3 protein-coding genes are annotated in these 16,858 nt (G+C 43.9%); 1 reads left to right on the top strand and 2 read right to left on the bottom strand.

Annotated features, from left to right (window positions below; all coding sequences use genetic code 11):
- The first annotated feature begins 22 nt into the window (after window positions 1-22).
- A complete protein-coding gene (locus LBN07_04375; GenBank protein MDR0850684.1) occupies window positions 23-14,290 on the top strand; it encodes a hypothetical protein in 14,268 nt (4,755 codons plus the stop codon).
- An 84-nt stretch (window positions 14,291-14,374) separates the two neighbouring features.
- On the opposite strand, the gene LBN07_04370 is transcribed toward LBN07_04375, so the two are convergent.
- Window positions 14,375-15,280 carry a hypothetical protein gene (locus LBN07_04370; protein ID MDR0850683.1) on the bottom strand — a complete coding sequence of 302 codons (906 nt, stop codon included), beginning with the start codon at window positions 15,278-15,280 and terminating at the stop codon, window positions 14,375-14,377.
- A gap of 129 nt (window positions 15,281-15,409) precedes the next feature.
- On the bottom strand, window positions 15,410-16,462 hold the full coding sequence (locus LBN07_04365; GenBank protein ID MDR0850682.1) for a hypothetical protein: 1,053 nt from the start codon (window positions 16,460-16,462) through the stop codon (window positions 15,410-15,412).
- Window positions 16,463-16,858 lie beyond the last annotated feature (396 nt).

Below are 16,858 nucleotides of genomic sequence, written 5' to 3'. Positions count from 1 at the left end.
ATATATGCCAAATAAAGGTGCCGTGGGTTCTGTAGCCAGCGGAAGAGTTGGAATAGAGCTTTATCGAAGCAGTTATCTTGCAGACCCGATAGGAACGAATTATACTACATGGGACGTAGCCAATGCTTTAAAGATATTTGACGGAAGACTGTATGTTCAGACTATAACTTCATCATTGCTTAACAACGGTATGGAGTTTGATGTCTATATAAACGTATATATTTATGGCGAAGCAGCTCCGAGAGTGTATGTTCACCACATTGTTGTGCGCAACATAGCTCTTGTTGACCTTGTGGCGGCCGGCCCCACTGTGCTCAGTGAGGGCGGAAATGATAGGGTTGACATAAACATTGTGACAGCAGGTCAGTTAAGCCCAAGTGATGTGTCAATTGCAGGTGTCAAAGTAGAAGGGCTTAGTATGATTAACGACTCCGGCCTTACTCCGACAGAGGTTGCCGACCTTAACTTTAATAAATTTATTTCGGGCAACAACAGCGATTGGATTTTGAGAAACCTTAGAGTTTATAAAAGCGGCGGTCAGATTGTTCTTGAACATATGTTGGACATAAACGGTAACAATGTGTTCTATAACTATAGTGACAGCAGATATGACGCTTTGCAATCTGATAATCCACTTAAGATAGTTAACCGCGGCGCAAAAATTACTATAACGGTTTCAGCTGTGGTGATTGAAAACGGACAAGAATATTCACGTGAAAAATCAATTTCAATAAATGTAGTTGATGTAGTAATTGTTAAACAGAGCAACGGTCAATATGTATCTGTTGACGGCATAGGGGTTGACGGAGCGCTTACACTGTCGGTTGACAGCTCTATGCAGCTGCGTGCCATGTTTGAAGAGCGTGTTGATGACAGCCGCAAACCCAATATATTTGGCTCTATTGCCGCTATTGATAAGTTCTCGCTGGCGGTTTCAAGGACTATAGACAATGGTGCCACTTCATCTTGGCTCGCTAAACGCAACGACACCAGCGGAAACTATGTGACGCTGAACGATAACCAGATTATGCAGACGCTTCCGTTTGAGGTCAATGTCAGATATACCACGCAGGATAATTCTATGGCTGTAGTGAGTTTAATTGGCTCCAATGTGGGCAGCAACGCGCTGAGGCTTCAGTTTAGTTACGGATACATAAACGGCTCTATAGTGCTGCTTATTGACAGAGGAAGCGGAAGTTATCAGATAATTGATGCGGGCGGAGACTTTAACGGAGCTATTGCCCAATATGACCCTATTAGCGGAAAGTATAATGTAACAGCGCAAAAGATGCAAGGAGACACTCCCATTGAAATAACTGGCACCGTTGAAAACATACTACAAATTACAAGGGATTTTACGGTAAATGTTATAATCAGCACTGACGAGGATGCTCCGCAGCCAATTTTCACCGAGCAGGACCTAAGAAGCATGCAGTCGGGCGGAAGTTATATTTTGATGAATAACATTGTGATTGAAAGTCACACTCCGCTTAATGTCGCAATTTTTAGCCTTGACGGAAATAACAAAATAATAACCATTAAAAACTTTAACCTAAACGGACTTCCGGCAAGCAATGTTCAGCTTGGGCTTTTTGGAACGGTTCAAAGTGTTACAGTGCTTAAAAATATTATAGTGGCACTTCCTAATGACAAACGCAACTCTATGGTGCTGGATGACCATGATGACATTAAGATAGGCGGTATTGCCGGCATAAATCAGGGTATTATAAACAACTGTGATGTTATAACGATTTCGGAAACTGACAGATATCTTCAGAACGGCGACGAGAATCCGGAATTTTATAGCGGAACGGATTATTCGCTGAATGTTCATACTTCGGTTCAGATTAACAATTCGTGGACAAGAGCGTTGCTTGGCGGACTTGTTGGGCTGAATGACACCACAGGTATTATAACCAACAGCCGTGTGGGTCGGGATGAAGTGGGCATTGTAATGGTGAACGATGCAATCGGAACCGAGTATAGCATGACAAAGCTCGCTAGTGTTGTTCCTGCAACGGTACTCAAGCTTGAAGGCACGGGCGTTGTTGGAGGCTTTGTGGGCCGCAACGACGGTGTGATAAGCAGCAGTTATTTTAAAAACGGACAGATTATAAACATAAGTTATAGCAGTATAAGCTATGGAACGGAAGATATCAGAATTGCTTCTGCCGGTTTTGCGGGTATTAACAACGGGGCTGTATACGGAAGCTATGCCGCAGGCTTTGAGGAAGAGGACTATCTTGACGGAAGCGGTAAATTTATGTTTGACAACGTAGGTTCAAATACAAATAATCTACGAAATGAATTTAATGAGGACCGCAAGTTGGGCGGCGGAATATTCAGCAACGGTAACGTTGCGGGCTTTGTATATCAGAACACCGGACATATAGGGGACAGCTATTCTAACATTAACCTGAGTGGAGATACTACCTTTGCTCTTATTAGGTTTGACATTTTGCAGAGCACGCAGCTTATGGAATACGGGAATATTATTGCGGGCGGATTTGTATACATTAACGGTACACCTTCGTCTGGGTTGCAGGGGGCATATATTACAACCAGTTATTCACTGAGCAACCTCAAGCACAATATCACAACTCACGGTGCGTTTACGGGTGTTTCGGGTATAGGTGACGTTCAAAACTACGGAACCATTGAAAAGTGTTATTATCTCAACGGCGTAAACGACAATTATTATGATGACAACGAACCGGCTGACAAAGTTAACAAGCAGGAAGGGGTGGAGATTGATGCCGCCGTTGCCGAAGAAGTTGAAAATATCGGAACAAACGAGTTTATTCTGCCTGACAGTTTTGCAGGGTTCAGTTTTGATGTTCAGGAATATAACACCGACGACTCGACCGTATCCGGCGGAGGTATTAACCTCAGCGGCGTGTGGAGTATGTTTAAGATAGGTTTGGGAGATACAGGATATCCCGAGCTTGTTTCGGCCAACTATATCGCTACATCTGTAAGAATTGAACGTAATAATCTTAGTGGCGGAAACTATAGCTATCTGTATGTTCAGGGCTTTGAAACAGGTTCGGCCAATAACCCTTACTTAATTTATAGTGCACAGCAGTATAATAGGCTGTTTGATATAATTTATCAGACCAGCCCGACTGTTCAGGACGAAGTAATGGCCAAGTTTGTGGGCAACGTAAGGCTGGCAGGAGAAATCGATTTTGCAGGTTTGGATGCTCAGCCTTCAAGCAGGCTGTTTGAATATGTTTCACGTCTTCAAGACCGCTCAGTGTTTGACGGAAACAATATGCCCATCAGAAATGTTACAATAAACTCAACAAATATCAACATGACCAACGTTCCTCCGTCGGTAGGGTTGTTTGGCGCTCTCAATGGTGTTGGTGTGAAAAACCTTACTATTTCAATTGACCGTGTAACGGCGTCTAACTCGCGAACGGTAGGCGGACTTGCGGGTATTGTTGTGGATAGTTATGTGAGCAACATAAATCTTGTTGCGGCAACTGAACTTCCTAGCGGCGGGTCGGGCGACCCTGTTGGCATAACGGGTTATAACTTTGCGGGAAGCTTGGCGGGGATTGTTGTGTCAAGCAACAATACCGGCGGGTATTATATGAAGAATATAAACTCAAATGTGGCGGTAAACGCCAGCCGTATAACTTCGTCTCAGAACAGTGTAATTAAAACAGGCAACATTTGGGAAATTATCAGACCTCAGGTAATAAACGGTGTAACCAACAGTAACCTTAACTTAAGAGACCTGCCGGATGTGTCTTATGCGGGCGGTATTGTGGGTGTGATTGACCTCAAGCAATATATTGACCCAGAAACACGTGAGCAGCAGGAAGAAAACGACATAAGCCTATCGCTTAGTGAAGTGAACGCAAAGGCATTGCATGTGGGAGATGTGAGGATAGGCTTTGGAGCAAACAACTTCAGACCCAACCAATCAGCAATAATTGTAGGTGAGTATGCAGGCGGTGTTGCAGGCTTTGTGGGTGAGGAAACTTATCTGCAGGATGGGTTCTTCCAGATTAAGACCGACAGCAGAATAAGAGTGGCGACCGCCGGAGGCGGAATTGCGGGAATAAACTACGGTCTGCTTGATCAGGTATATGTTTCGCCCGACAAATCCGAGCTCAAAAGTCTTGACGCCAATACAAAGGCGCTTACGAGCCTAGGGACGTCTAATACGTTTAATAAAGAGTTGTTCTGGAGTTCTAACGGCAGTGGTATTAACCTGAGGCTGGGCGGAATTACAGGTATAAATATTGTGGGCGAAACTTTCTTGGGTTCGGGCAGCATAACAGACTCCCTCAGCCGTGCGGATGTGCGAAACCAGAGCGCATTGTCGGTTGGAGGTATTGCCGGAGCCACATACGGCGGAAGATTTGTAAATGTTTATACAACCGGAGGACTGCTTGCCAATGTTAGTCTGCCAAGTGCTACTATCGGCGGAATTGTGGGCGAAATTTTGCAGGCAGACAACAACAATCCATATATTGTGTCTATAACTGCTGAAAAGCGCGAGGTTACTTTTGCCGCTGCGGTGGCTATGAACTTCTATCTTATTGAGGATTTTGCTGCGCTGCGTACCTTTACTCAAAATGTGTCAACTATTCAGAACCACGGCGGATATGTGGATTATGGTGACTATAGCCATCCCACCAACCCGGGCACAAACAGTATTGCCGTAAACGTAGCCTTGAGTGAAACTCAGACCAGATCAGAGCGTACAATTTATGATTTGTATGACGGACACGGATATCGTGATTCACTGAGTGAAAACCCGTCGGGCCGAAGTCTTGCCAGAATCGGTGCGCTGTTTGGGCTCAGCACACACTATCAAAAAGATATTGATGTGTGCGTGAGCGATGGTGAATTTAACTTCAGCAGCATGTATATATATAATAAGTATAAAGACAATGTTGTTGCAAACAGAATAAGACTTTTTATGGGCATTGACGCCGGTCACGGCGGCAGCCAGAGCGGAACGGGCACAAATAAAAAGAATGTAAACATAATCAGCACACAGGATATGATAAACTTGTTTGACATAAGCGACAGTGGGTTGGAGCCCAAAGAAAAGGAAGATATCTTCCCCAAGGGCACATGGAGCGAGAGAATCTGGAAATATGACAGTGAATATGCTCTTCCATATCTTAAGTATGGTTACATGCCGGCAGTGGAATATATTTATACTCCTGAGGACTTCCAGCGAGTGTTTAAAACTCCTTCTGCAAAAAAGATATATTATGTTATGGCCGACCTTGACTTTAGCGTGCTGAGTGACACAAGATATATTATTGATTCAAACTTCCGCGGTCAGATTATAGGTGTAACGCAATATATCCAAAAGAATAACAAGCTGCTTGGCAGAAATCCGATATTGTTTAACCTTGTGCTAAATAATACGCCCGTAGCTAACCATGCATTGTTCCAGAGGGCTACAAACGCGGTGTTCAGAAACTTGGATTTTGTAGTGCGCGAATATTATGATGATTTCCCGATTACGCGCGGAGGACAAATTCCTCCGCTGGCCACAACAAGTGCTGTAGTGGCGGCTATTGCCACCAATACAACATTCAGCAATATTAATATTTATGGTAAGTTAACAACAGATGTGACTAAAAACTATTTGCACACATACACCATGACGGGCAGCACAAGAAATGAACATTATTTTGTTGTAACTACGAATGATCCTGTGTTTACTTCGGCCGATGTTGCTTCGGGCACACCTCTTGATCAGGAAAAAATCGGCGAGAGCAAGTATAGAGAGGTTAATGTAATCAAAAACGGTGCTGTGGTTGATGTTGATGTGAACACAGGAAACATAACAGCCAATACCGGAACGTGGAATGGCTCCGACACCAAGGTGGGGTATGCTCTTGCTACATACAGTAGAGACGGAAACGGTAATATAATTCCGGGCAGTTGGACTGACAAAGGCATTTTGAAAACAGGTGCCAAGTCTTTCGGCGCACTTGTTGCAAACGGATTTAATGTAACCATAAACGGCTGTAGCGCAACTTTTAATGAGATAAGAGTTGAATTGACGAGCAATCAGGTGGAAGCTGACCAAGCTGTTATGATAGGTGGTCTTGGCGGAAATGTTTCGGGCACTGTAAAACCGTTTATAAAAGAAGTGAACGGCACAGAAGTAACCTTTGAAACATCTTTTAGAGGAGATATAACATTTAGCGCTAGGAACCTAGAAAACAATCAGGCTGGCGGCGCTGCAAGACCCGGCAATATGGGTGACATACGAGAGCTTGATGTGGGTGGCGTGTTTGGAAAGTTTAACGGAAGAGCAAGCGGTCTTAGTTATAAGTCACGCTTGAACGGCATAAAGGTAGGAAATGAAACTACGGGCGTGCTATATCGCAACAAAGGAGCGGGAGCTGAGAACAGCAAGAATGAGTTTTATGTGGCAGTGGGCGGACTAATAGGCTCCACCGAAATACCCAAAAACTCGATTGTCAGCGACTTTAGCGTATCTGACTCGAGTATTGATGTGTCAAACGGCGGAAATATTGAGGCTTATGTAAACTTTGCTGCAACAAACCAGAACGGACAAAGTTTGCAGGGTGACTTGTCACTTGGCGGTATTGTAGGCATCAACGGCATCCATCTGAGCAGCACGAGCTTTGTTCAGGCTTTGCCATATCAATCAGTTATAGCAGGCATCAGAAGTGCCGGATTTGTTTGGAACGGTAATATTTCGGACCCGCGGCCTACTACCAATGTTGTTTATATCGGCGGTGTTGCCGGAAGAAGCAGCGGCCGAATTGAGGGAGTTAATACTTCAGCCAGAATAGAAGTTAGGGACCTTAATGAGAACAGCGGTGTGACACGTGACAATCGTGTATATGCGGGTGGTATTGTGGGTCAGGCCAGCACCATTACAATTAACAATGTTATAGCTCACGGACAAGAAATAGCCATCAACTGTGGCGGAACTACAGACCTTTCAGCAGTTTTCGCTGGCGGAATTTTGGGTTACACTACTGCAAGCTCACAGATTTCAATGTATAACGCCGTTTCGGCATATGACATAAATGTGGCAAAGGATGCTGATACCAATGTGTTGAGTGAATATCAGAAGCAGCGTAATGTTGTGGTTGGCGGCGTAATAGGATGGGCAGTAACGCTTCAGATGGCAAACGCTTTAAACCTTGGCGACATATATGTTGGAACCCTTTTGACATATGAGGCTTTTGCCGGCAGCGGTTTGAATGTTGTGAATGACGGAAAAACGAGTGAAGTTACTATCGGCGGGTTGATTGGAGTAATAACTCAGGAATATCGTACCTACGCTCAAGGAAAGAATAATATAGCGGCTCTTCAGAAAACAAAGGACAAGGGCAGTGTAAGCGCGGCAAAAATAACATACGCAGGTCTTACTACTGTTCAGGCGCAGGCTACGACTGTGACTTCGGGCGGCACAAAATATGAGCTGCCATGGACACGACTAAATGTTGGCGGCGCTGTGGGCAAGATACACGACCAGAGTGATACAAAGGAAAATCTTGAAAAAATTCTTACTGACATAAAATGCGACCTGTATTTTGCTGACGAAGTAACCAATATATATAGTAATGATTACGGGAACGCAATAACTGATATAAAATATAGCGGCAAACAGGGTGGACCTAAAGAGGATGCTATAATCATAAGCACAGCTTTTGGTGTGAGTGCTACGAATAGCAGTATTCCTCAATATGCTTTGGGATATCTTATATCAAACATACTGCTTGATATCGACACTATGAACACCACAAGCATGCCATATGTGCCGAGTGTGCTGAGAAATATGCTAAGCGAAATATTTGCAGGCAACAATGGAACTAATACTACACATTACACCAAGCTTTTTGAAAGCTTTAACGGTGTTTTGAAGTCAGGCGGCTTGTCTTATACCAATTTTGACGGGCAGCAAGACGGTTCACGATATAATCCAAACAACTTCCCGGCATTGCTTAACTTCTATTCAGGCGGCAAGTTTATGCCGATTAAGATAACCGGAAATGACACTGAGTGTTTGACAATGCTTAGCTCAATGCAAAGCGGAAAATATTATATTTTGACAAGAGATATAATTGCATCCTCAACTCTAAGCATCAGTCCCGGCGGATGGTATCTTAACGCAAATACCTATACCATAAAAGTGGCACAGGATATTGACGGCAGAAACACTCAGCCGGTGTTTAACGCAATTCCGGCAGGAGCTACGATTGTAGGCCTCTTGCTTGATAATGTAAATATCACCACAGGTAATGCTCCGCTTGCCATAACCAACAACGGCACGCTGTTTAAGTGCGGCGTAACAGGGGATGTGAGCGGCAGCAACACGGCAGGCTTAGTTGAAACCAATAACGGACGTATATTGTCAAGCTTTTCAAGAGTGAATATGATGAGCTCCGGTGTAAGTGCTTCGGGTATTGCGGTGAGCAACTCAGGTGAGATTATTGCAAGCTTCAGTACCAGCACAATGCACACAAGCAATGGTTCGGTTAAGTTTGCAGGTATTGCTCTTAACAATGTCGGTACCGGTATGATTTCAAACTGTTATACTGATTCCAACATGATAAACGAGGGCGATATGAGCGGCGCCAATACCTATGCAATAGCAAATTGGGCAGACGGCGCAATCTTTAACTCAGCATATGACAGAAATGCATTTGTAGGAAATATTCTGGAGCGAAAGCCTGACGGTAATATGCTTATTACAGGAGTTGTGTCTAGTTATATGGTTGGCGGCGAAAATGGCACATGGACACGTAACAGTTATGCCACAAACGAATATATTACCACCATTCCTCAGCTTACGGCAAACTTTACGGATGCAAACAAGATTTTGACTGGCGGGTTTACAGTTCCAAATTATGCATACAAAATGTATGAATACACATATGATGCAACCAACCAAACTTCGGGAGCATATAAGTCAACCGAGAGCGGAAGCAACACTGAGGATGTAATTTATGTTGACGACAGCTGGTTTAACTCAGGCTATGGCATGATTGATATGTTTAGGCTTATGTATTCGCAGGAAGCAAAAGTAAAACTGCTTCAGATGATTTATACCGGAAACGGAAACGAACCCAAAGCGATGAGCGAAACCGACCCGTGGAACGGAGGAGTTTTAAGAGAGACCAACCACTTTGAGGATGGGCCTTATCAGATAACCAATATCGGTGTGTTTGAACTGTTTATGTCGCGCGACACAAAGGACGGAGTTTCAAAAAAGAGTTGGTATATTTTGAAAAACGATATAAGCGCACTTGCTTATGACGAGTGGTCACCTGTCTTTAACGGTGAAGTGGACGTATTCGGAAATTCAACCTCCGGAAACAGCAGCAACCCTGCGGCTTTCTATGGAGACTTTAACGGAAACAACAAAAAAGTGCTTAATCTGCAGTCACAGTTCGGTTTATTCCGAATTATAGTTTCAGCAAATGTAAGTGATTTCTCAAGAAATAAGTTCTATAGCAACAATCCCATCATATATGACCTTATTATTAAAGACTCTGTTTCAAAAACAGGTATGGTGGCGGGATATATGGGCAAAGGTGCCGAAATAATAAATGTTAGGCTTGAGGACTGTGGTGTTATAAACGGTAGCATAATATATGTTGATCAGAATGGCGTTTCTCAGAGTGACAACTATACCCTTAGCGGTGTCTCTCAGATTTACGGACCACGAGTAAATGGCGGCCTTGCGGCTGAGCCTCAGCTTGGCATCGGCACATCAGCTGTCACTATTGGATATACGGCGGGCGCATTTGTGGGTTATATGACAGGCGGAAGTATTGTTGACTGTGATATTTCTACTTTTGGTATGACGGTGAGAGCACGTGATTATGCCGGCGGTTTTGTGGGCAGAATTGTAATAAGACAAGATGACTATGCTCCTATAATTTCACTTCAAAACGGAACGTTTGTCACAGGGGATGTAACGGTCATTGCCCATACGGCGGGCGGTATTGCGGGTCAAGCCAACAAGTTTGCCATTGGTGCAGGTGCTGATGAAGGCGGCACATATGTCAAGGCTTATGTGACTCAAAGCCTTAAAAACTTTGGCGTAAGTAATAGTGTAATGCCGGGAGGTTTTAATGCAAACGGATGGTATAACAACGCTTTGAGATATCAATATGATACAATGACTACTAATTTTGTATTGGATATTACGGCTGTTTCAGATTTTATGAAAGGCTTTGATTTAGACAGCAACATTACTGTTGCGGGCTTTGCAGATCATACCAAAGAAGAGCTGGGACTAAACCTTAACAAGGGGCTGGGGCTTAACACCATAGCTCAGGGTGGTTTGATTGGTGAGGTTTCTGACAAAGACAATGAAAAGGATACACCTACGCTTCACACCAATACGCTTATAAACATTAAAGGTAAGACAGCAAATCCTACGTCGCAAGCTGGCAACTCGGTTGTGAATGTGACTTTTGGTACAACTGTTGAAAACAATATTGCAACAAGGGTTGCTTATTCGGGCGGTGTTATAGGAAACTCTCTTGCTCCGGCACTTACAACGCAGGAAATTGACTTAGAACCAAGTAAGCCGGTAAGACTTAAGATAAGTAATGTAACAAATAATTCAAGTGTAGAACAGGAAAGTGTTATAATTGTAATGACAAACGGTCAGCCGGACACGAGTAAACAGGTTTCAGCGGTATATTATGGCGGTATTGTGGGCTATATGCCGTATGGTGAAATCAAAGATGTTCGCAATAACGGTTGGCTTGTAGCACGATCAAATACAAGTCAAAAATTGTTTGTCGGCGGAGTTGTCGGAATGATGGTTGACGGCTCTATAATTATAAGCAGTTCTAATTTTGAAACTGTGGGAGGTGCTGCTGCCGAACTTGGAGGTCGTGATGGTTATGGAGGTCCTGCCGGATCGGTTGGCGGTGTTGTGGGACAAATTATGAAAGGCAGCATTTTGGGCCAAAGCACTGGTGTGCAGATTAAAAACTATTCTCAAATTAAATATGCAAACTATGGCGGCGGAATTGTAGGATATGCAACAGTTCCGGAAGGCTATGGAGGTGTTGAGTCGCCTACTCACATTAAATATGCCGAAAATGCCGGAGACTTTGAAGGAAATATAATTTGCATGGGTGGTGTTGTAGGCGGAATACGGCTTAATGTAGATATAGGATATCTTAACAACAGCGGTAATATAACTTCTATGTTGCCAAATCCCGGGGCTGATGCTTATGCGGGCGGTATTATAGGGTATGTATATCAGGATGCGGCTTATAATATTTTGGACTGCAAAAACATGGGCGATGTAAAGCACAGTGCTACAACTACTGCTTATGCGGGTGGTATAGCGGGTTACATTTGGGGTAGAACTACAGGCTTGGAGTCTGAGGTAAAGATTGTTGTGAGCCGAAGTAACAACGAGAATGCTGTAATAGGTAATATTGCGGGCGGTATAATCGGTTCGGGAGTAGGCATAATTGATCTGACAGGTTCAAATACCGGAGATATCGGAAATGTCAACGGCAATACTAACACGATGACTGCAGGCGGTATTATAGGGCAGTTTATAAACGGCAAGCTTAATATATTTAATGCCGACAACAAAAATAATATCGTGAGCGGGCAGGAGAATGCCGGCGGCATTATAGGTAAGATAATCAATGGCGGTTCGGTAAACATCGATTTGAGGAGCAATGTAATCAATGATAGTGCCAGCATTGTCAGCGGCAACGGAAATGCCGGTGGTGTCGTAGGTTGGATTGCATCAAGCGCCGGAGAGGTAACGATTGAACGCGGTACAAGCGGTCAGCCGGTTATTACCCGCGGCACGGTGCAGGGCAGCGAGAGTGCCGGAGGATTTATCGGCAAGCTCGAAAGAAGTATGCTTATAGAAAGCATTACCAACGAAGGCTCGGTTACTGTAGATTCATCCGGCGGCAGTGCGGGAGGTATTGTCGGATATGCCCAAGGAATTTATAGCGGAGATGTTTATAGCATAATAATAAGAAACCCCATAAATAAGGGTAACATAATAGGCGGTAATTCCGGAGGTATTGCAGGATATATAAGAAATGTGCGCATTGAAGTCACTTCAGGCACTGTCAACGTAGCGGGTGTCGAAATAAGAGGTGGCAACGGCGGCAGCTCGGGCGGAATTGTAGGACTGCTTGCCAGTGGTGAGATTGCGGGCTCAGGCACTATTAATGTTTATGGAAATGTCGGCAGTCTTGCAAGCAACGGGCCAAGGAGCTCGGGCGGTATTGTAGGCAAAATAGAACCGGCAGATCAGGGGCGCGTTATTAACATAACCAACTTCCAATTTGTAGGACAATATGTTGAGGCTTATCTTTATGCGGGCGGTGTTGTGGGATATGTTGAGGCCAACGGCAAACCAAGTGCTACAATAAACATAAGCGGAACTAACGGAAGCGGCACCAGTGTTGAAAGCATCGGAAGTGTTAATGAGCATGCTGCTGCCGGCGGAATTGTGGGCTTTGCTCAGGGAGGAAGTACTCCTATAAATATTTATAACTCCAACAACTATGGGCAGGTTACATCGCCTACGGCCGGCGGAATTGTCGGAATGGCTATGAATACCAACATTGACGGCATTAACGGCGGTTCGGGCTCGGTTGTTGGTGCTACAAATGCCGGGGGTATACTTGGTGCTCCGGATGGCTCGGGCGTTAATATAGCACGCGGAGGCAGTTCGGGCTTGGTGTCGGGCAGCAACGCCGGCGGTGTGATAGGAAATACTCAAACACCGGCACGTTCGACCAATTATACAATTGCAGTGGGCAACAGCTTTGTTGCAAATGGTAACACCATAACGGGCAGCATTATTGAGGTAAGCGGCACCATAACGGGCGGCAATGCCGGCGGATTTGCGGGCAGAAATAACGCTTCTCACACAATGAATGCTGATATTGAAATATGCAAAAGTGACGGAACTATCGGAGACTCAAACAGTGGCAACGTGGGAGGTGCGATAGGGTGGGCTCAGGGCATCAGCGGCGGGCTTCTCAGTCACTTGAAGGTCGGCAAAGTTACTCTAAACGGCAAGACCAGCATCGGCGGATATGTAGGACATCTTGAGTCGGGGGGAATGAGCGCCGACGGTTCGCTTAGCGGAATGATTACTTTTGCCAACGGTTTGACAGGCAATGTGGGCGGATATGTGGGCAACGTTAAAGCTTCAGGCACAATAAACAACCTGAAAGGACTTCAGATTAACGTCTTTAGCACAACTACTGCTAAGACATTTGGCGGCATTGTAGGAAACTTTGAGTCAGGCGGAACCGTGAGCAACTGTGATAGTTCGGAAGGGGGCAGCCCCTTTGAGCTTAACATTGAATACAAGGGCGGAATTGTGGGCAAGTTTGGCTCAGCCATCACTATAAGCAACTGCACAAACAACATTTCAATCAGAAGTGCGGTTGGCGCAGTAGGCGGCTTTGTGGCAAAAACTACATCCACAGTCACATTCTCGGGCACAAACACCAACAATGGCAATATTTCACGAACTGCTGATGGCTCTGGTGAAAAGATGGCCGGCGGCTTTGTGGGTGACGCCACCGCTGTGTCAATGAACAGCGGCACACACACCAACAGTGGGCAGGTTACAGTTAATGCAAATGGCTCCGGTGCAAGCAACATAGCTCTGGCAGGCGGTTTTGCAGGAAGATATAGTGGAACAAACGGGCTAAGCGGGTTTAAGAATACAAATGCGGTTACAGCAACGTGTGTACTTTATAAAAGTGGAACGCCAACGTATATATCTCTGACTGAGCTAATGGACCGCGGTTATGCTGCTGCCGGTGGGATAATAGGTGAACTGAAAAGTAATGTAACGATTAGCGGCACAAATAGTGGTACCATACAAGTAAGCAAAGGCTCAGGTTACGCATGGTATCGTGGGACGACTTGGGATTATTACGAAAATACTTATTGGTGGACGACCGACAAAATTTATATTACAAATGGTTATGCAATACATTTACAGGGTTATTTTATTGGATATTGCAATAATTCTATTAACTATAATTCTGTAACTAGATATTTTGGGAAATACTCAATAGCTACGGATTCTTATGGTGGATTTAGTTTTATAGTAGCGGTTGGAATTGCCCAAGATGCGGGAACTGCTGACGATGCTAAACAACTTATGGAGAGTCGTGTAGATGGCGGGACTTATACTCCTACAGAGGCTAATGGAGCTTCGCACGGGGATACCGCATCGTATGCGGATCACACATATTCATGGACAAGTTTTATAAGACCAAATAATGAAATAATTTAATGCAAGTGACATACATAAAAAATCTCTGACAAAGTGTCAGAGATTTTTTAATTAACAGTGATATGACTGAGGGTAAAGATGTGTTTAATTCCATAATGTAGGATCTTCTTGTTGTGTGAAGCCTGAGTTAGGGTTATTCGAGCCTTGGGTTATTCCTCCTACTTTGTCAATCATAACAGCTTTATATTCAGGATGATTTTTTGTAGCAGTAATTCCGACTGCTTTAACTTCTTCTTTAAAATTTGCACCCCATATTTGTCTTTCAAGCAGTAAGAACTTCTGCATACTTTCAATTGGAACGGACGTTCCGTCATTAAAGGTCATAAATTGGTCAGATAGATTTGGATTAGAGAGTAAATACTCCTGATACTCTTTGTCATAAACAGTTGCAAACCAACCTACTGACAATTCTAGCCAATCAACCAAACCCGGTTCTGTGAAAGGGTTGCCGTGATCAGCGTGATATTTATTTAAAAGAGAAAGTGCTTTGTTAATTGTGGCTGCTCCTGGTCCATCTCCAAGCAACTGTTGCATAATTATTGCAGTGGAAGCAGTTGGGTGTGCAGGATCAAGTGCTTTAGATATAAAATCGCTTGCCTGATCAATGGTATATTGTCCGCCCATATATTCATGGATTTTTTGCAATGCTAAGTCTGTGTTGCTTATTTTGCCGTCACCATCAATATCGTGCGGTAAAACATCGCCCCAACCGCCACCGATGTCATTTTGGTTATTGTTTCCGCCGCCGCCTTGGCCGCTGTGGTCACCTTGAGACACCAACACATAACCGACTCCCGCCACCAACAAAACTGCAGCAGCTCCAATGGCTGCTATAAGCCCCCAATTGGTCGGCTTTTTAACAGTTTCTTCTGTATTTTTTAGTATTCCGCCGCCCTGATTTACTACCTCTCCCTTTTTATTTACTGTAGGAAAAAACGATGCAGTAGTAAGAAATTCATTCGGGCTCGGTGTTCCTTTGTTTTTAGCCATATTAAGTTCCCCCTTTTGGCGCAGACTTTTGTGCCCGCTCCAACTTGACTGTATTATAATATATTTTACTAAGTTTGTCAATACTATTTTTTTTTGCTGATTTCTGCCGCAAACACTTGCGGAAGACTATTATCCTTGTTCCTTTGGCGGAAAGGTTTGTGTCATTGCCATCAATTCGTTTGCTATTGCCATTTCTGCGGCATATTGCAGGTATGTTCCATGGAAGTTGTAGTTTGCCGGCATGCGTGTCATTGATGACATTTTGTGCGCAATGTTGGAGACTCCGACCGGTCTGTCTTTCATAGGTCTGTCATCAATGGCCCAGATGTTATAATTTTCATTTGTCAGATTTGTTCCTTCTATTTCAAACTTTCCAATTTGGTCAACTTGCAAAAGAGTTTGATAAAATGCTGCTCGGGTAATTTCGTATTTAAGCTGCTTTTCAAGTAACTCGGTTTCTGTTGCAGGAGATTTTTTATTTTTGCGACTATGTTTTTTGTTTGCCTCAATAAAGTCTCTGGCGTCGTTAAAGTCAGCGCATACGGTTTCATAATCCAGCCCCATTGCAAATTTTTCAACAAGTCCTTTTTTTGCAGCTGTTTCTTTCAGTTTTTTGGTGCTTTCTATTTGAGCTTTTATCATTTGGTCAATGTTTTCATCGGTATTTTTTGTGGTGAAAGATATTTGCTCGTCAAGATAGACATATTCACCTGCCAGATGGTCAATAACTTCTTCGGTTGTGTGGCCGCCCGGAGCTAGTTTTTTGTTGTAGGGCATATGCGGGCCCAGAAACTTCTTCTTTTCAGTCAGAACTGTGCAGAGGAAATTGTATTGGATCATGCCGCGTTCCATTTCTGCAACCTGCTCACGGCTGAGAGTGGGGAGATCTTTCATTGTTTGGTCAATGAGGTTAGGGTTTTCTTGCAGTGCCATAGTAAGCGCTGAGTCGCCGTATTTGTTTAGCACGAGTTTAAGCTCGTCGGCACTGAGCTGGTGATTTAGCAACTCTTGTGTGAGCTCTTTTTTGCTCCACTGTTTTTTGCCGGATTTTATGTCTTTGACAAATTGCTCTTTTTCAGCATCTATTTCAGCGAGAGTCAAAGCAAATTCTTCGTCTGAAACTTCTTGCCACTCTGCTTCTTTGTCAGGCTTCTTCTGTGCTTCTTTATTGGAAATTCCCATGTTTCACCTCGCCTGAATTGTAGCATATATCACACAGAAAGTCAAGGGGGAAGGCTGGCAATGATATAGCATAAACGTTCGGGACCACTTACTGACGTAATTAGGAAAAGGAATTAAGGCGGTTTGCAGGATTGTTCAGCGGCAGTTGTTTAAATGCATTGAGGGAGAAAGGATGGGCGATTTTTTGTAAAAAATGGCCCGTTGTTTTAGGTATTGCTGTGAAGTGCTTTAATATAGTATATATAATATATTATATCTCTCATTTATTTGACTTTTTTACACAAAATAGTTTAAAATAAAGGGTGTAAATACCCTTTGTTGTGCGCTTAATTAGGTCACGGACAAACAAGCTTGCCCAAAACCTAAGTTTCGCTTACAATAGACTTGCAGAGTTGT

Source organism: Christensenellaceae bacterium, from assembly GCA_031260975.1.
Taxonomy (GTDB): domain Bacteria; phylum Bacillota; class Clostridia; order Christensenellales; family UBA1242; genus JAISKJ01.
The sequence above is the reverse complement of the archived record's forward strand: the minus strand, read 5'-3'. Positions and strand labels throughout refer to the sequence as shown.